Source organism: Veillonella dispar (assembly GCF_900637515.1).
Lineage (GTDB): Bacteria > Bacillota > Negativicutes > Veillonellales > Veillonellaceae > Veillonella > Veillonella dispar.
On sequence record NZ_LR134375.1, the window covers coordinates 595280 to 613281 of the forward strand.

Sequence of the window (18002 nt, forward strand, 5' to 3'; positions counted from 1 at the left end):
GATTACTGCATTCCTGATGAGTGCGAGCACCTGGGCACAAAAAAAAGCACCCCAAAGCACGGCAATGCTAAAGGGCGCATAGAAAAATATCCATTTAAAGTATATCACATCATTAAGCCGAAAGGGAATAGAACAATGATCGAGTTAAAAATCACAGTTGATAAAGCAGTTGAATTAGAACAAGAAGTGAAAGACCTATATCAATCTATCGTAGGCGCTCCAGTTAAAGAAGAAACATCTACTAAGAAGGAAGCTCCTAAACAAGCTGAACCAGTTAAAGAAGAAGCACCTGCTCCTAAGGAAGAACCTAAATCTGAGCCAGTTAAAGAGGAACCAGCAAAAGCTGAAGAACCTAAAGTAGAGGTCCCTAGCCTTGAAGCAACTCGTGAAGCAGTAAAAGACGTAATGGCAAAAGCTACTGATAAAACGAAAGCTAAAGGCGAATTCAAAGCCTTCTTAGATAGCATCGGCGCTGAAAAGGTAACATCTGCTACCGATGAACAACGTATTCAAATTATGGAATGGGTGAATAGCCGTGGCTAAGAAACATGCTTTACTTGGGGCTTCAAGTAGCGCCAGGTGGCTAGTATGTACTCCTTCAGCAAGACTCGAAGCGATGTTCCCTGATGAACAATCGCCGTATGCTGCGGAAGGTACAGTAGCACATGACCTGGCGGAAGCAATCCTCCGGCATAAGCTTGAAGGCAAAAAAGCCCCTAAGCTAGACGACTACTCTACTGAAATGATAGAAGCGGTTAATCGATATGTCGATATTTGCGAGGAGAAGGTAAACGAAGCGCGTGCTCGTTCCTCTGATGCGGAAGCCATGATTGAAGCAAGGCTCGACTTCTCTAGATGGGTACCTGAGGGTTTTGGTACTGGTGACATGGTAATCGTAGCGGACGGCATCCTGGAAGTAATTGACCTAAAGTATGGTAAAGGCGTTCCTGTTAGTGCCGTTGAAAACACACAAATGCGACTCTACGCGTTAGGTGCTTACGATGTAAACGAGTTCCTATATGACATTAAAACAGTTCGCATGACGATCGTTCAGCCAAGACTTGATAGTGTGTCTACCGATGAAATGTCACTTGAAGAACTTCTTGATTGGGGCGAAGATATCAAACCAATCGCACAACGTGCTTGGGAAGGTGAGGGCGAATGTACACCTTGCGATTACTGTAACTTCTGTAAAGCACGGCACACCTGCCGGGCATTAGCAGATACTTGCCTTGATACATTCTATAAGAATGGAGGTAAGCTCAATCAATTACTTACTGACCGTGAGGTATCTGACATCTTAGCGATGAAGGATTTAATCACGAAATGGATTAAAGGTGTTTACGACTTCGCTTATGAAAAAGCTTTATCAGGTGAAAAGCAATGGCCTGGATATAAATTAGTCGAGGGTACATCGAGACGTACCATAACGGATCCGGATGCTGCAGCTAAAACATTACTCGATAATGGCTATAAGGAAGAAGACATCTTTAAGCCACGTGAACTCGAAGGTATCACAAACTTACAAAAGGTACTCGGTAAAAAGGGCGTTGCCGAATACCTAGAAGCTTATATCGAAAAACCGGAGGGCAAGCCTACACTTGTACCGGAAAGCGATAAACGCCCAGCGATTAATACAGTTGAAACAATGATGAATGAATTTGAAGATGAGGTATAAGAGATGAACAAAACTTTAACAACAGCATTGGCAATTTCCGCGTTGGCAGTAAACGTAGCTGGCGCAACTAGTAATAATACGGTAGGCGGTACAGATAATACTATCTCCGCAACTTCTACAAGCTCCGCAGTATGGGGTTTCCAAAATAGCATCGACGCTAATAATGCGTTAGCGTTCGGTACGAATAATACCGTAACTGGTGAAAATGGCTTCGCCGGTGGTAATAACGCTACTGCAGCAGGTCGTAACTCCTTCGCTTTTGGTTCTCATGCTGAAAGCTTGGTGGAGTACACCGTAGCCATCGGCAATCAAGCTCGTGTGTCTAGCTACGACAGTGTAGCTATTGGTAACGGTGCCTTCGTATCCGGCGAGTCTTCTGTAGTATTAGGCAGAACTAATAATGTTACAGGCGCTGATACTGTGGTCATCGGTGCTAACAACGGCACAGTGGCTGGCGGCCAAAGTGCCATTGTAGGATACAACAATAAAATCGGTGCTGACAAAGAGCAACTAGTTTTCGGTTCTAACTCCGAATCTAATGGCCAAGGTGCTCTTACATTTGGCACTCATGCCAAATCCTTAGCCACTGACGCCGTTGCATTCGGCAACAATACGATTGCTGACCAAGCGAATTCGGTGGCAATCGGAACAAACTCTGTTACAGATAGCGCCATTGGCGTTGACGGCATTACTATAAACGGTACTCGCCACGTTTTCGCCGGAGAACAGCCGGCAAGCGTAGTAAGTTTTGGTTCTAAAGCCCGCGCTGGTGCAGGCGGAGTAACTCAGTACAACCGCCAACTCACGAATGTTAGTGCAGGCCAAATCTCCGCTGATTCATTAGATGCTGTAAACGGCTCCCAGTTGTTTGCTGCGATTGATGAAATCGAAACAAACGCTAAACAAATTAACAACAATAAAACAGCGATTGTTAAGACACAGAACAATTTAAAAGACCTAGCCGTTGGTGTTCAAATGCTTGGCGACGTGGTGAGTGATCATGAACAAGCTATCGCAGGTCATACTACTGCAATCGCTAACAATACTAACCGCATCAATGGTAATGCATCTGCCATCAATTCCCTTGGCCAAAAGGTAACTGCTAATACAGCGGATATCAGAAGCCTTGAACATGTGGCAGATAATCACGAACAACGTATCACGACTTTAGAAAATCGTTCTACCAGCATGGCTAATGACATTAACAACAAGGTCAACAATCTTGGCCAACGTGTTAATAAGTTAGGCGCAAGCTCCGCAGCACTTGCTGGATTGCATCCACTCGATTTCAATAGAAACGACAAGGTAAGCTACGCTGTAAGTTATGGCCGTTACCGTAACAGTAATGCAGTAGCGCTCGGCGTATTCGCAAGACCTAATGAACGTATCATGCTAGGCTTTGGTGCTACTTTGGGCGGTGAGAACCAATACACCGTAAACCTTGCGTTCAAAACAGGCAAAGGTTCTGATTACCTTGCCGAAGCCAAAGATGCACAAAGCCGTATTTCTAAACTTGAAGCACTCGTAAACAAATTAATGTCTGAAGTAGAAGCTAACAAATAATTCATTTAAAGAAGGAGACCGTAACAATGGCTAAATTAACAACTGGTATCGTAAGACTTTCCTATGCAAACATCGCTCAACCTCGTAAAAACGACGACGGCAAAGCAAAATATAGCTCCCAAATCATCATTGATAAAACCGATAAGAAGACAATCAAAGCATTTGAACGCGCGATTGAAGAACTTAAAGCGGATCCGAAAGCAGTAGCTAAGGTGGAAGGTAAAGCAGCATACCTTAAATTGAACTTACGTGATGGTGATACAGCTGAAGCAGTAGCTGACCAACCTGAAACATACGCTGGTAAATTCTTCATTAATGCGAATAGCGATAAACAACCTATCGTATTCACTCGTGACAAAATCAAGATGGACCAATTCGATATCGAAGAGGAAATCTACTCCGGTGTATACGCGCAGGTAGCGCTTTCTGTTTTTGCTTATAACTTCAACGGTAAGAAAGGTGTAGGTTTTGGTCTAAATGGTGTTCGTAAAGTTAAAGATGGTGACCGCCTCGGCGGTGTACATGTATCTGCTAGCGACTTCGGTGACGATGATTTAGGCGACCTAGACGATGACGATTTAATCTAAGGAGGCATATATGGAGCTCAGTATTGATGTGGAAACGTATTCTGACTGCCCTATTAAATATGGGGCTCAGCGATACGTTGATGATACAACATTTGAAATACTGCTCTTTGCCTACAGCTTCGATGACGAACCGGTCGAAGTAATTGATATGACAAAGGATCCACTGCCCGAAAGGGTGGTGGACGCTTTGTATAACAAGGAAATTACAAAGACCGCATTCAACGCAGCATTCGAAATGCTTTGTCTAAAAAAGTACTTCCCTGATGCGGACTATACGAACTGGGAATGTACCTCTGTACTAGCGTTATACTGCAGTTTACCTGCAAGCCTCGATAATGTGTCTAAGGCTTTACGATTAGGTGAAGCCAAGGATGCAAGAGGTAAACGCTTAATTCAATTTTTCTCTGTACCACGTAAGCCTACTAAGACAAATCCTAAGACACGTAATATGCCTGAGGATGCGCCGGAGAAATGGGCGGAATATATTGAATATAACCGCCAAGACGTAGTAGTAGAGAGGGCAATTCGTAAACGCTTACTTTCGTTAAAGCCACCTGCTATCGAGCACGAGTACTGGCTACTCGACCAAGATATCAACTGGCGAGGCGTGAAAGTAGATATGGAACTCGTCGATGCAGCGCTTGCTTGTAACGACGAAATCGTGGAAGAAGCTACCGAGTCATCCAAGATATTAACAGGATTAGAGAATCCTAACAGTACTATGCAACTTAAAGAGTGGTTAACTGCAAGACTAGGATATGATCTAGAGACAATGCGAAAAGACGATGTATCAAACCTCTTGGCACAGGATATCCCCTCCGATGTTCGCAAGGTACTACAAAATAGACAGGTGCTCGGTAATTCCTCCATCAAAAAATACTTAGCCATGAAAAACGCTGTGTGTTCTGATGGTCGTATCCACGGCATGCTTCAGTTTTATGGAGCTATGCGTAGTGGACGATGGGCGGGCCGTGTAGTACAACTACAGAACCTCCCTCGTAACTATCTAGAAGATTTAGACACAGCTCGGGACGTTCTTAAAAGTAGAGATGTAGAAATGCTAGACCTACTCTATGGAAACCCGGGTGATGTGATTAAGCAACTTATCCGTACTGCTCTTGTAGCAGAGGATGGGCACCGATTTATTGTAGCCGACTTTAGCGCTATTGAAGCCCGTGTTATCGCCTGGCTAGCTCACGAGAAGTGGCGCCAGGATGTATTTGCGCAAGGTGGCGACATCTACTGTGCATCCGCATCCAGTATGTTCCACGTGCCGGTTGAGAAGCACGGTGTTAACGGGCACCTTCGCCAAAAAGGTAAGGTAGCAGAATTAGCGCTTGGCTATGGTGGCGGTGTAGGGGCCATGAAAGCGATGGATTCAAAAGGTGAAATTCCTGAGAAGGAGTTACCTGGTATCATCGAAGCTTGGCGACAAGCAAGTCCACGAATTACGAAATTTTGGAAAGACGCAGACAGCGCAGCAAAGCAAGTAGTGAGAACAGGAGAACCCGTACGAATTATACAAGGCAATATTAAATTCTTTAAATCGAAAGGCTTCCTGTTCATTGAATTACCGTCCGGTCGCAGACTTGCCTATGCAAGACCAAGACTCGGGCTTAACCAGTTCGGTAGTGAGTCGATTGAGTATGACGGTATGGATCAGGTTAAGAATACATGGGGCAGAGTTGAAACCTACGGCGGAAAGCTCGTCGAAAACATTGTACAGGCAGTTGCAAGAGATTGCTTAGCCGCATCAATGTTACGGCTTTCTAAAGCGGGTTACAAAATTGTAGCCCATATCCACGACGAAGTGGTTATCGAAGCGCCTATAGGCGTAGGCAGTTTAGAAGAAGTAATAGATATAATGTGTGAACCTGAGCCCTGGAATGAGGGCCTCATATTAAACGCAGCAGGGTTTGAGAACCCTTACTACATGAAGGATTAGGAGGACAATTCTTATGAAACTCTCAAAACAACAAATTCAACAACAACGCGAAGCAATCGACGGCTTATATGAACTCGTAAAAGATGCACCAGCTAGCGAACGTAAAGATACAGCTATGGCATATTGCGAAGGATGTATTGCTGCATGCGACCTCGCGCTTAAGATATTAAACGGCAAGAAAGCAGAAGCTCCTAAGGTGGAAGAACCTGTAGTTGCCGAAACTACGGCTGAAGCTACTCCAGCTGTAGAAGAAAAGCCAAAACGCAAACGTACTACCAAAAAGAAAGAAGTAGAGGCTCCAGTAGTTGAGGAAACTCCTGAAGAAGATGATTTAGACGATTTGTTATAAGAGAAAGGATAGCGCCTTATGAAGGTCTTATTCAATCTACAAGTACAAAGGCTGTACGACCTGGTACGGCGCAATCAAGTATCACCTTTTAACCCTGCAAGTTATTACCATGTACCTTGCGAACACTCCTTCGCTAATCTTTGGCCAATGGAATCTAATGGGTTCGGGATAGTGCCTTGCCGGGAATCAGATGAGTTCTATTGCCCAAAATGCGGTGAGCGGATCAACGCTAAAGGGTTTACTGCAGAAGTTGGGTATAGCGCCACAGTTCCTCTCTCCCTGGACCTATCCATTATAGATAGGGGCGATAAACTGGACGTGCAATTTGAGTACGACACGGTATACGCCGACGGCGATAATGGGATGATTTACAAAGGTTATAAATCTCATGTCATTGATGTAATACGGTTTGACTTCAAGCAAAGAAAAACCTTTATCATACTTAAGAAACGCTCACGCAGCGACGTCGTCGAAGAAGCGACGGCTTCCCCTAGGCGTTTAAGCAACAGCCTTTTATCATTAGCTTGGTTTGTAGCCACACCTGACTGCAGACTGCATAACCATCAAGATGAGCTAAAACGTTTCGCTAAGGTATTAAAAGAGGTATTCTTTGAGAAGCTTTCAAAGGTCGTAGGTTATAAAGTCAAACGCATTAGACAAGGCGTACAGGTATCTAACAATTACGGAGCCTTCGATAACCTACTCCATAACTTAGTATGGAAATTACAAGCTCCGGATGCACCGGCTATCAATGATAGTCTTAAACAAGACTATGACGATTACTATAATCATAAATTCCCTAATGAGACACTCGGTATGGATAACGTATTAGAGTTAACGATAAAAGGCGATTCCTTTGTAAAGGCCTTAATCAAGGCTCACAACCTACCTGATGCTAGATGGGTTCGCCGGTTACTACATGACAGGCCTTTCTTCTATACGAAGATCATCAAGGTTATGGCTACGTTATTTAAGAACAAGGACTATCAAAAGGCTATGGTCGATGTCGTTAAAGATAACGCTGATAATACAAGTTATATTCAGTCATGGCCCTTATGGCGAGATGACCGTGACTTATCGGTCATTCGTAAATTTGTTAATATCCTTAGTCATCAATACGGTGAGCGCCAGGCGTTCTTATTCATTAGAAACGCGCCTTCCTATCATGATATTAGAGATACAGCTAGTATGTATTTTGAGTTATCAAGAAGTCGCCGTAAAGAGGTTTGGGCTAGTCGCATCCAAGTGCGTAACCTACATGACACAATCTCTAGAACGCAAAAGTTCGATAAAGTGGAAGACGAAATCGTTCAGCAGCGTAAAGCACATCGTGCATTAGCTGACATGGTTAACGGTTACCGCTTCATGGCAATCGGTTCTACTCACGGCATCATTGATATGGGTATACAGCTTAATAACTGTGTAAGCTCCTATATCAAGAAGGTGAAAGCAGAAACGTGCGCTATCGTAGGTGTCTATAAATGTAACGAGCCTGTAGCGTGTATCGAGGTTAATCCGAAGAATGATGCGGACGACTTCGTAGAGATACACCAGGCTAAACTTAAAAACAATCGTGGCGTATACGAAGACCACGATATCAACGGAGCTGTAACGCAGTGGGTAGCATCTCACGGCTTATGCGTTCCGGCGTATGTACGAGATATCCAGTTTGCGAAGGGAGGAGCGATGTAATATGGATACTACTATCATCATAGCTACGGGCAGAAGTCGCTCCGCCCGTAGCTGGAAGTCTCAGAAGATGACTTGGAGTGCTTTGGTCAGTAAATTGGCTGAACCAACTGTAACGAACGAAACGGCTGCTGAATACGCCAAGATGTCTAAAGCTGATCAGGGGCAAAAGAAAGACGTTGGCGGTTTTGTAGGTGGCTATATTCCTAAAAATGGTAGACGGATTAGAGTGGCTGTTAAAGAGAGATACTTAATCACTCTTGATGCGGATAACCCTGGCGAAGATTTCATCGTAGACCTAGATATGGAATTAGGCGGTATGGAATATGTACTGTATAGTACACACAGCCACACAGCTGACAATCCTCGCTACCGCGTGATTATCCCCGTGGATAGACCGATGACACCGGATGAGTATCAAGCAGTCTCGAGACGGATTGCTGATAACATCGGCATTGAGTTCTTTGACCCATCCACGCACCAGGCTGAACGGCTTATGTATTGGCCAAGCCATCCTAAGGACGTCGAGTATGTATACCAACATAGCGAAGGCTCACTTGTTTCAGTAGATACCTATTTGAGTACCTACAGAGATTGGCGAGATACAAGCCTTTGGCCAACATCGGAGAAGGAATCACAAATTCGCCTTGATGCGGCTAAGAAGCAAGGCAACCCTTTAGAGAAAAAGGGCCTTATCGGTGCTTTTTGTCGATGCTACAGTATCACGGAAGCTATCCATAAGTTTCTCCCTGAAGTCTATGAACCTACAGCTGTAGAAGACCGGTACACATATGTAGCCGGTAGCTCGGTAGGTGGTTTAGTTATTTACGATAACGATACTTTTGCTTACTCCAACCATGCAACTGACCCAATCAGCGGTAAGCTCGTCAATGCGTTTGACCTTGTCCGGATCCACTTATTCGGAGATAAGGACCCAGCCGATGAGACCAGCGTCACTAAACTTCCAAGCTACAGGGACATGATTGACTTTGTGAACGAAGACGGCGCTGCGCCAATCCTGCTCGATAAGGAACGTATGGCCGATATGGAGTTCGAGGACATCACAGACGATGACGAGGACTTTTTATCAAAGCTTAAACGTGATAAAAACGGTACCCCTGAATCTGATGTGTACAACTGCTTAGTCGTCCTTAAGCAAGACCCAGCGCTCAAAGGTAAAATCCGTCTCGATGAATTTGCGCACCGCTTAGTCGTGATTGACGACCTTCCTTGGCGTGGTAAGGACGAAACCCCTTACTGGACGGATACTGACGATGCATGCTTACGTAACTACTTCGCTACGAAATACCTCATCAAGGGTAAAGGCATCATCGACGATGCGCTCCAGGAAGTCACGCAAGATAATAAGTTCCACCCTGTGCGTGAGTATCTAAAGGGGCTAACTTGGGACGGCGAATGTAGACTAGATACTCTCTTCATCGATTATATCGGTGCGGAGGATACGGAATACATTCGCGCGGTTACCCGTAAATGGATGTGTGGCGCGGTAGCTCGTGTTATGGATCCAGGCGTTAAGTTTGATACGGCGATTGTGTTGTATGGTTCTCAAGGTCTTGGTAAATCCTTAATCCTAGAACGCTTAGGCCGTAAATGGTTTAATAACTCACTCGTTGACATCAAAACCAAAGATGCCCTAGAACAAATTCAAGGCTCTTGGATAGTCGAACTTGCCGAACTGGCACCTACCTACAAGAACGATAATGAAATCGTTAAAGCCTTTATCAGTCGTACCTCTGACCGGTTCCGTTCTCCATATGGGAGACGCACCGAAGAGTACCCTCGCCAGTGTGTGTTCGCTGGTTCTACTAATAATCTTATGTTCCTTAAAGACCGTACCGGTAACCGCCGATTTTGGCCAATTACTGGCGATAAGGACCGGAAGACAAAGCACTCCTGGGACTTGTCAAAAGATGAAATTGACCAATTATGGGCAGAAGCGTTCGTGTATTGGTCTGAAGGTGAGCCTTTGGTATTGGAAGGAGCACTTGAAGAGGAAGCCCTTAGAATTCAATTATCGCACACTGAAGGCGGTGAACTAGTAGGACTCATTGAGGAATACCTCGAAATGCTACTACCTGAAGACTGGGAAACAATGGATATCTACGACAGACGAGATTACGTTGCTAATTATGGCGATGACGATCATTGCGGTTCAGTGCAGCGGGAACGAGTGTGTGCCCTTGAGATATGGTGTGAAGTGCTTGGCGGGGACAGGAAGAACCTGCAGAACGCAAAGGCTAGAGAGATTATTGACATCTTACAATCAACGCCAGGCTGGAACCCATATACAAAAGGGACAGGAAAAGCACGTTTTGGCAGGCTTTACGGTCCACAGAGAGCGTTTATAAAGGAAGGTGCAGACCTCCTATCAATGTATAAACAAAATCAAGGTAAGTAGGTGTGTCCAATTATTTGAGGTGTGTCCAATTATTTAATAGGTATGAATGTTCGTAAAAATAAATATTCAGGCCTATACATCGATTAATTTTGATATAGTGCAATAATTGGACACACTAGACACGCTTGGACACACTAATTGGACACGGGCAAAAAGCGGATAACTGCTAAACTAAATAGTAAAGTGTGTCCAGTGTGTCCAATTATTTATATAAAAATAAAAAAATAAATATATGAATAATTGGGTGTATATATATAAGCGTAAAAAACGCAAATACGCGTATATATATATGTTGGAAGAAAATTGGACACTTCGGACACACCCCCCCCATAAATCCAGTAACGGCGCGGGTTCATAGGCGTGTCCGAGGGTGTGTCCAATTATTAAATGAGAACGAGGTGAGAACGTGGAAAAAGACATCGAGCGATGGTTAGGAAATCAACTCAAAAAAATGGGGTGCATATATATGAAATTCGTGTCACCTGGAAATGATGGGGTCCCGGATCGGATTATTGTACTTCCCGGAGGCGGTGTTATATTCGTCGAGTTAAAGGATACAAACGGAAAGCTAATGGCTAACCAACGAGTACAGATTTCACGATTACGAAAGCAGGGCGCTTTGGTGTTTGTGGTAACCGGGATGCCTGATGCCAAGTTATTTGTTGAAGATATGGAAAGGGCGATACATGGACTTTCATCCACACGAGTACCAAAGCATTGCAATACAACGAATCATTGACAATACCCATTACGGCTTGTTATTGGATATGGGGTTAGGTAAAACCATATCTACACTCATTGCGATTGAACGGCTTATGTATGACTACTTTGATATTAAAAAAGTATTACTCATCGCACCTAAGAAGGTAGCAGAGTCTACATGGGCCCAAGAAACGCAAAAATGGAGTGCAACAAGACGTTTAATGGTGGCTAAGGTGTTAGGTTCCGAAAAGGAACGTATACAGGCCTTAGAGAGTGAATCTGACGTTTATGTGATAAATCGTGAAAACGTGCAGTGGCTATATGAGTACTATCGTAAGAAAAAATCGTTCCCTTTCGATATGTTAGTCATCGATGAGAGTTCTTCGTTTAAGAACCCGCAGGCAAAACGGTTTAAGGCGATTCGTAAACTTCGACCATTGTTTAAGCGTATCGTCATTTTAACAGGTACACCGGCACCTAATACCTTACTTGATATTTGGGCGCAAATGTACCTCTTAGATGGCGGTGAACGATTAGGTAAGACGATTACTGAATATCGTACCCGGTATTTTACACCGGACAAAACCAACGGGCATGTCGTGTACAGTTACCGATTACAGCCAGGTGGAGACAAAGCGATATTCAGCAAGATGCAGGATATCTGCATGAGCTTAAAAGCGAAGGACTATCTTACACTACCTGAACGTATCGAGAATGTCATCACAGTAGAGATGAACCCTAAAGAATGGGAACTCTATAAACAGATGGAACGTGAGCACGTGCTTAGCTTAGCCAGTGATGACGACGTAAGTGCACTTAATGCAGCAGCACTCGCTGGTAAATTGTTACAACTAGCGAATGGATCCATTTATAACGATGATGGTGAAATCGTAGTTGTCCATAACGAGAAGATTGAACGCTTGAAAGAATTGGTAGAAACGAATGAAGGAAAACCGATGTTAGTGTTCTACAACTTCAAGCATGACCTTCAATCTATCAAAGAAGCGTTCCCGAAAGCCGTCGAGCTTAAGACCGATGATGATGTAGCGAAGTGGAACAAGGGCAACATTCAAATGTTACTGGCGCATCCCGCATCAGCAGGGTACGGCTTAAATCTGCAAGCCGGCGGTAATATCATTGTATGGTATGGACTAACGTGGAGCCTTGAACAGTATCAACAGGCGAACGCACGACTTCATAGACAGGGGCAAACACAACCCGTGATTATCCACCATTTAGTCACTAAGGGCACGATGGACGAGCAAGTCATGAAAGCGTTAGAACGCAAAGAAGCGGGGCAAGATGCCCTCTTAGAAGCTATTAAATATCGTAAGGAATTGTATAAGGAGTAGAACTATGCAAAAGAAATGTAGACGATGCGGGGACACATTCACAGTAAGAACTCACGAGGACTATTGTCCTGAGTGTGAGAAAGTTATGACACCTCCTGGTGCAGGCGTGAGTAAAGAGTTAACCTGTGAGGGATGTGGCACAACCTTCATTCACAAAAAAGAAAAAGCGCAAGGTCGTTGGCCTAAATATTGTCCGGAGTGTCTACCTAAGTATTCGAAGGTACCTAAGAAGAAGGAAGTAGCGGTAGAACCGGTAGCCCAAACTATCGAGGAGCATGAAGTTAAGGCCATTAAAGAAGATGTTATCAACCACCCTTCACACTACACACGGGGCAAGATTGAGGTTATCGATTTTATCGAGGATCAACAACTTCCGTATCATCTAGGTAATGTTATCAAGTACATCGCAAGAGCAGGGTATAAGGGTGACAAACTCGAAGACCTAAAAAAAGCGCGGTGGTACTTAGACCGTTACATCAACGAGGTAGCGCAGCATGAGTGATTATAAAGAAAAGGCGACTGCGTATCTGCAAGATATCAAGCTGATTGCGATTCGTATTCAATCACTACGGCAAGATATTCGCAAATTGCAGTATGATATCATCACCTTATCGGCGATTGATTATTCCAAAGACAGAGTATCAGGGGGCGGTACTCCAGTAGGTCTTGAAGGGGACGTAGCAAGACTTGTTGATACAGTAGATGCCAAAAAACGGGAGATAGCAAAGCTTATTGCTAAAAGGGAAGAAGCAAGGGCTTTAATTGAAAAGATAGAATGTATACCAGGGCGTATTATATTAGCGCAAGAGTACATTAACGGGGCATTCCCTAAGAAGGTGCAAGCGATGATATATTACGAAAAAAGCAGTTACTTCAATTTAAAAAATAAAGCGTTGAACGAATTAGGGGAACTCCTTTCATAGTGGAGTACTTTGGAGTGTTTTGGAGTGTTTTGGACTTAAATGAACCGACTTGACAAGGTATAATGTAGTTGTGAAAGGTGTCATTAGTCATCTAACACAAATCCTCTCTTATACACAACTCGGCAAAAAGCACGGTGATGACGACCGTGCTTTTTGTTGTATGTAACATTGTAAATACAGGGGCCCGTATTTATGGTGTAGGCGATCGCGTAAGCTAAGGAGAGGGAATATGTAAAAATGAAATTTACCGCACAATGAAACCAGGGCGAGCCGAATATGTCCACATACATTTCAAAGCTTATACATTATGAGCTTGCCCTGTATCGTTGTACGCTGACATCTGATGACTAGAACTAGTAGTCCTCCGATAACTATATAGCCTAACAACAACCAACTAGTCATCGGATTTGAGCGTACAAATTATAAAGGTGAAAGGTATGAGCACAGAAGTCAAATGCATTAAACGTAAATGCCTGAATAATAAAAACGGCGTTTGCACGGCGCAACTAATTGAATATGACGGTCTGTGTCAAACCTATATCACACACGACCAAGCACACAAAAGTAATTGTGGATTATGCACTCGTTCGCACGGCCGATTTAAGAGAAACAGCCGTGATGTATTAAGATAGCCAGGAGGTGAGATAGTGGCTGCATTAGCAAATAAACGACACGAAAAATTTTGTCATGAGTACATCAAGGATATGAACGCTACACAGGCTGCTATTCGCACTGGTTACTCTGAGAAAACAGCTAAAATGCAAGGTAGTCGCTTGATGACTAATGATGACATCAAGGCAAGGGTCAAAGAGCTCCGTGACGCCTACTTCAACGAAAACATCATGACGGCTCAGCAGGTCGAGTATGAGTTAACACGAATCGCACTGGGGCTCTCAAATGAAAAACAAGTGGTTATCGAGGGCACTGGGGAAGGATGTTCCGAAGCCCGCATTATCGATAAACCGCCTGACGAGAAGTCGAGACTGAAAGCCCTGGAGCTCATGGCAAAACGGCATAGAATACTCAGCGGTGATACGACTATCGATATTAAGCCTGTACTCATCGTAGGTGGTGACGATATTGCAGACTAATAGAGTGTACTTGCCGGATATTGTAGGCAAGGGATACGGTGCTTTTTGGCGGTTCAAAGGTCGTTATAAAGTAGTCAAGGGCAGTCGTGCCAGTAAGAAGTCTTCTACGCAGTCTCTAAAAGTCATTGTGGAGATAATGGAGAACCCTTGTATTAACTGGTTAGTCGTTCGTAAGACAGAACGGACTTTGCGTGACAGTTGTTTCGCGCAACTCAAATGGGCTATGCGCCAGTTGAAGGTGGAGCGGTATTTCAAATGTTCCGTATCTCCACTTGAGATAACGTATATCCCAACAGGACAGAAGATTCTATTTCGTGGTCTCGATGATCCTTTAAAGGTAACGTCCATTACTGTTGAAGTCGGTGCTTTGTGTAGGCTATGGATTGAAGAAGCTTACGAGATTATGAGTGAAGATGCCTTCAACAGACTGGATGAATCTATTCGTGGTCAGTTGCCTGACGGTTTGTATCACCAGGTAGTCTTAACTTTTAACCCGTGGTCCGATAGGCACTGGTTAAAGAAGCGCTTTTTTGATGAACCTAGTGACAACGTTCTAGCCATGACTACGAATTATCTGTGTAACGAGTTCTTGAGTGAATCTGACTTAGTGTTATTCGAAGAGATGAAGAAGAACCCTAAGCGGTATCAAGTAGCAGGGCTCGGTAACTGGGGCGTTGTTGAAGGCCTGGTTTACGAAAACTGGAAAGAACAAGAATTTAGTGTTGATTATATTAGAGGTCAAACCGGTACCAAGTCCGCGTTTGGCCTTGATTTTGGTTATACGGTAGACCCTACAGCGCTAGTGTGCATGCTTGTTGATATGGTGAATAAGAAAATCTACATATTTGACGAGCTGTACGAAACAGGGCTTACGAATCAACAATTAGCATCCCGCATCATTGATATGGGTTACGCTAAAGAGAAGATAAGGGCCGATAGTGCCGAGCCTAAATCTATTGAGGAATTGTACCAGGCAGGGTTAAAAGGAATAACCAGGGCACGCAAAGGTAAAGACAGCATATTAAACGGCATTCAGAGGATACAAGACTACGAATTAATCGTTCACCCAAGATGCGTTAATGTGCTGCGTGAATTATCCACGTACCAATGGGCGAAGGATCGCTTTGAGAAATACACAGGGAAACCTGAAGACGAAAATAACCATGCTATGGATGCTATGCGGTATGGTTTAGAAGATATTAATGTAGAAAGGTGGTCGTTTGATTGATATTATCTCAGCTGTGGGACCGCATCATAAAAGGTTCCGCGACTATGTCGGAACGCGAGTTCCTACAAGCACAACTGCGTAATTTTCTGGGTAGCGAACAGCGTAAAACGATGTGTACTGCTATCGATTATTATGACGGTAAACATGACATTTTGAATAAGCAACGATATGTTATTGGTGAGGGTAATACGCGAATAGCGTTACAGGGTGTCCCTAACAATCAGATTGTGGATAACCGATTTGATGATTTAGTAGACCAAAAGGTTAACTACTTATTGTCTAAGCCGTTGGATATTAACGCAGATGATGACGAGCTCGATAAGATGTTTGGTATTCAGTTCCAGCGTTTGTTGAAGTCTGTCGGTAAGTTCGCAACGATGGCGGGTAAGGCGTATATACACCCTTACATAGGCATCGACGGCACGCTAAAGTTTAAGATGATGAAACCGCATCAGGTTTTACCATTTTGGGCAGATGAGGAGCACACACAACTAGATGCGTTCTTATACTTGTACGATATTGAGTACTACACAGGGTTAGAAACTAAGACCATTCATAAAGTGGAATACTACACACCGAATGGAATTCAGTATTACATATGGGATACGGAACGTTTACTTCCGGACCCCGATAAAGAAGATACTGCTAATTTTGCGATTGCCGATACACCTTATAACTGGGAACGTATTCCTCTCATTATGTTCCGTGCGAATGAATTCGAGCAACCGCTTATCGATAAGGTTAAATCCTTGCAAGATGCACTTAACCGGTTACTATCTAACTTCCAGGATAATATGGAAGAAGATATCCGCAGCACAATTTTGATACTACAGAACTATGACGGCGAAAATCTAGCTGAGTTCCGTCAAAATCTTGCTTCGTATGGCGCGATTAAGGTTCGCACAGTAGATGGTGTCAACGGTGACGTGAAAGCCCTAAAAATAGAGGTGAATAGCGACAATTACCAATTACTGATTAACATTTTGCGTAAGGCTATTATCGAGAACGGACGGGGCTTTGATGCTAAGGACGATCGTATGGCTAACAATCCAAATCAGATGAACATCATGTCCATGTACTCTGATATTGATTTAGATGCCAATGAAATGGAGCTAGAGTTTAAATCTAGCTTACACGATTTGATGTGGTTCGTTAACACGTATCGTGGTTTAACTAATCAAGATACAGTTGAAGAAGTGGACTTCATATTTAATCGTGACCTACCTATCAATGAAGGCGATACGATTAATAACTGTAAAAATTCCGTTGGTATCATATCCAATGAAACCATTATTGCAAATCATCCTTGGACCACAGATGCTGCGGAAGAACTTGCAAAAGTAAAAAAGGAACAGTCCGAAGTAACAGCAGATTTTGTTGTACCGAACGGCGGTGAGGCAGATGGCGAATGATTACTGGGAGAAACGATATGAGCGCTTACTAGATGAATCGTTTCAAAAAGCGAATCTCACTGATGCGGAAATCAAAGCTAACTACGCCAGGGCGTTACGCAGGTTAGAAAAGGCTATCAACGATTGGTATCGCCGGTTCGCCACAGAAAACGGACTTCAATTAGCCGAAGCAAGGAAACTTCTGAACGCCTACGAGATGAAAGCCTTTAAAATGGATTTAGCTGAATTCAAGGCAGAGGCTAAGAAACTCGGCGTATCTGAAGAACACCAACAAATGCTATCGAACGCATCCATTCGTGAGCGGTTAAGCCGTGAACAGATGCTGTATATCAATGTGGTTCACGAGCTCGAAATACTGGCTCAAAAGCAGAGTATTTCACTTAACGACTTATTGAAAGACGTGTATCAGTCCTCCGCGTATAAGTCCGCATATACAGTGCAGACGCAACGCGGGGAATATTCACCTATTAATACGATTGATAGTAAGCGTGTTGATAGCGTGGTTCACAGTCAATGGGCGAGTGATGGCAAGGACTTCAGTAGTAGGATTTGGGGCGATACAAGTAAGCTAGTAGCTAACTTGCAGAATGATTTCACCCAAGCCCTCATTATTGGGCAAGGGGCGGACACGATGGCAGATAATCTACATAAGCGGATGAAGACATCATACAGTAACGCTAAGCGATTAATCGAAACAGAGACGGCACGGGTTCACGAGCAAGGGTTTCTTGATAGTATGAAAGACCTAGATGTCGAGGAGTTAGAGATACTGGCTACACTCGATAGTCATACTTCTTCCATCTGCAGACACATGGACCGTAAACGTGTCAGAGTCGTTGACGCTAAACCGGGCGTAACGGTTCCGCCGTTCCATTGCTATTGCCGGTCAACTACAATTCCATATATCCCAGGACTCGAGGGCACTCGAACAGGTAGAAGTCAGAACGATAAGAGTACTGATTTTGATGGTGCGATTACCTACGAGGAATGGGAAAAAGAATATATCAATTAGCAGCGGAAACGCTGCTTTTTTATTGCCATTTTAGTATTGTTGGGCGATAACT

16 protein-coding genes are annotated in these 18002 nt (G+C 43.8%); all 16 read left to right on the forward strand.

What is annotated here, in order from left to right:
• Window positions 1-135 precede the first annotated feature (135 nt).
• The 16 genes from EL171_RS02695 to EL171_RS02770 all read left to right on the forward strand — a co-directional run bounded on the left by EL171_RS02695 (window position 136) and on the right by EL171_RS02770 (window position 17950).
• Window positions 136-543: a hypothetical protein gene (locus EL171_RS02695; protein ID WP_126413440.1), complete on the forward strand. Its 408-nt coding sequence runs from the start codon at window positions 136-138 to the stop codon at window positions 541-543.
• On the forward strand, window positions 536-1678 hold the full coding sequence (locus EL171_RS02700; RefSeq protein WP_005385884.1) for a DUF2800 domain-containing protein: 1143 nt from the start codon (window positions 536-538) through the stop codon (window positions 1676-1678). Before EL171_RS02695 ends, EL171_RS02700 begins: the two co-directional genes overlap by 8 nt.
• A gap of 3 nt (window positions 1679-1681) precedes the next feature.
• Window positions 1682-3241, forward strand: coding sequence for a YadA-like family protein (locus tag EL171_RS02705; RefSeq protein ID WP_005385885.1), 1560 nt, complete (start codon window positions 1682-1684; stop codon window positions 3239-3241).
• A 26-nt stretch (window positions 3242-3267) separates the two neighbouring features.
• Window positions 3268-3828: a DUF2815 family protein gene (locus EL171_RS02710; protein ID WP_005385886.1), complete on the forward strand. Its 561-nt coding sequence runs from the start codon at window positions 3268-3270 to the stop codon at window positions 3826-3828.
• Between the two features lie 178 nt (window positions 3829-4006).
• The gene (locus EL171_RS02715; RefSeq protein ID WP_232013647.1) at window positions 4007-5773 is read left to right on the forward strand and encodes a DNA polymerase; all 1767 of its coding nucleotides are present in this window, start codon (window positions 4007-4009) and stop codon (window positions 5771-5773) included.
• A gap of 13 nt (window positions 5774-5786) precedes the next feature.
• Window positions 5787-6122 (forward strand): hypothetical protein, encoded by a 336-nt coding sequence (locus EL171_RS02720; protein ID WP_005385888.1) that lies wholly within the window; start codon window positions 5787-5789, stop codon window positions 6120-6122.
• 18 nt (window positions 6123-6140) lie between these two features.
• The gene (locus EL171_RS02725; RefSeq protein WP_005385890.1) at window positions 6141-7814 is read left to right on the forward strand and encodes a PcfJ domain-containing protein; all 1674 of its coding nucleotides are present in this window, start codon (window positions 6141-6143) and stop codon (window positions 7812-7814) included.
• 1 nt (window position 7815) lies between these two features.
• Window positions 7816-10230 carry a virulence-associated E family protein gene (locus tag EL171_RS02730; protein ID WP_126413442.1) on the forward strand — a complete coding sequence of 805 codons (2415 nt, stop codon included), beginning with the start codon at window positions 7816-7818 and terminating at the stop codon, window positions 10228-10230.
• A 466-nt stretch (window positions 10231-10696) separates the two neighbouring features.
• Complete coding sequence (locus EL171_RS02735) at window positions 10697-10969, forward strand: VRR-NUC domain-containing protein (protein WP_232013660.1); 273 nt, start codon at window positions 10697-10699, stop codon at window positions 10967-10969.
• On the forward strand, window positions 10917-12284 hold the full coding sequence (locus EL171_RS02740; protein ID WP_039969049.1) for an SNF2-related protein: 1368 nt from the start codon (window positions 10917-10919) through the stop codon (window positions 12282-12284). The genes EL171_RS02735 and EL171_RS02740 overlap by 53 nt, the downstream gene beginning before the upstream one ends.
• 4 nt (window positions 12285-12288) lie before the next feature.
• Window positions 12289-12786: a DUF3310 domain-containing protein gene (locus EL171_RS02745; RefSeq protein WP_005385896.1), complete on the forward strand. Its 498-nt coding sequence runs from the start codon at window positions 12289-12291 to the stop codon at window positions 12784-12786.
• A complete protein-coding gene (locus EL171_RS02750) occupies window positions 12779-13207 on the forward strand; it encodes a DUF1492 domain-containing protein (protein WP_005385897.1) in 429 nt (142 codons plus the stop codon). The genes EL171_RS02745 and EL171_RS02750 overlap by 8 nt, the downstream gene beginning before the upstream one ends.
• A 704-nt stretch (window positions 13208-13911) precedes the next feature.
• Window positions 13912-14298, forward strand: a complete 387-nt coding sequence (locus tag EL171_RS02755) for a terminase small subunit (protein WP_071585426.1) — start codon at window positions 13912-13914, stop codon at window positions 14296-14298.
• Window positions 14299-14302: 4 nt separating this feature from the next.
• A complete protein-coding gene (locus EL171_RS02760; protein WP_232013661.1) occupies window positions 14303-15526 on the forward strand; it encodes a PBSX family phage terminase large subunit in 1224 nt (407 codons plus the stop codon).
• Window positions 15523-16938 carry a phage portal protein gene (locus tag EL171_RS02765; protein WP_050755789.1) on the forward strand — a complete coding sequence of 472 codons (1416 nt, stop codon included), beginning with the start codon at window positions 15523-15525 and terminating at the stop codon, window positions 16936-16938. The genes EL171_RS02760 and EL171_RS02765 overlap by 4 nt, the downstream gene beginning before the upstream one ends.
• A complete protein-coding gene (locus EL171_RS02770; RefSeq protein ID WP_005385905.1) occupies window positions 16928-17950 on the forward strand; it encodes a minor capsid protein in 1023 nt (340 codons plus the stop codon). Before EL171_RS02765 ends, EL171_RS02770 begins: the two co-directional genes overlap by 11 nt.
• The last annotated feature ends 52 nt before the right edge of the window (window positions 17951-18002 follow it).

Coding starts and splice junctions, on each gene's coding strand:
- EL171_RS02695 (WP_126413440.1), top strand. CDS start 136: ATGATCGAGTTAAAAATCACAGTTGATAAAGCAGTTGAATTAGAACAA.
- EL171_RS02705 (WP_005385885.1), top strand. CDS start 1,682: ATGAACAAAACTTTAACAACAGCATTGGCAATTTCCGCGTTGGCAGTA.
- EL171_RS02710 (WP_005385886.1), top strand. CDS start 3,268: ATGGCTAAATTAACAACTGGTATCGTAAGACTTTCCTATGCAAACATC.
- EL171_RS02720 (WP_005385888.1), top strand. CDS start 5,787: ATGAAACTCTCAAAACAACAAATTCAACAACAACGCGAAGCAATCGAC.
- EL171_RS02725 (WP_005385890.1), top strand. CDS start 6,141: ATGAAGGTCTTATTCAATCTACAAGTACAAAGGCTGTACGACCTGGTA.
- EL171_RS02730 (WP_126413442.1), top strand. CDS start 7,816: ATGGATACTACTATCATCATAGCTACGGGCAGAAGTCGCTCCGCCCGT.
- EL171_RS02735 (WP_232013660.1), top strand. CDS start 10,697: ATGAAATTCGTGTCACCTGGAAATGATGGGGTCCCGGATCGGATTATT.
- EL171_RS02740 (WP_039969049.1), top strand. CDS start 10,917: ATGGACTTTCATCCACACGAGTACCAAAGCATTGCAATACAACGAATC.
- EL171_RS02745 (WP_005385896.1), top strand. CDS start 12,289: ATGCAAAAGAAATGTAGACGATGCGGGGACACATTCACAGTAAGAACT.
- EL171_RS02750 (WP_005385897.1), top strand. CDS start 12,779: ATGAGTGATTATAAAGAAAAGGCGACTGCGTATCTGCAAGATATCAAG.
- EL171_RS02755 (WP_071585426.1), top strand. CDS start 13,912: ATGAACGCTACACAGGCTGCTATTCGCACTGGTTACTCTGAGAAAACA.
- EL171_RS02770 (WP_005385905.1), top strand. CDS start 16,928: ATGGCGAATGATTACTGGGAGAAACGATATGAGCGCTTACTAGATGAA.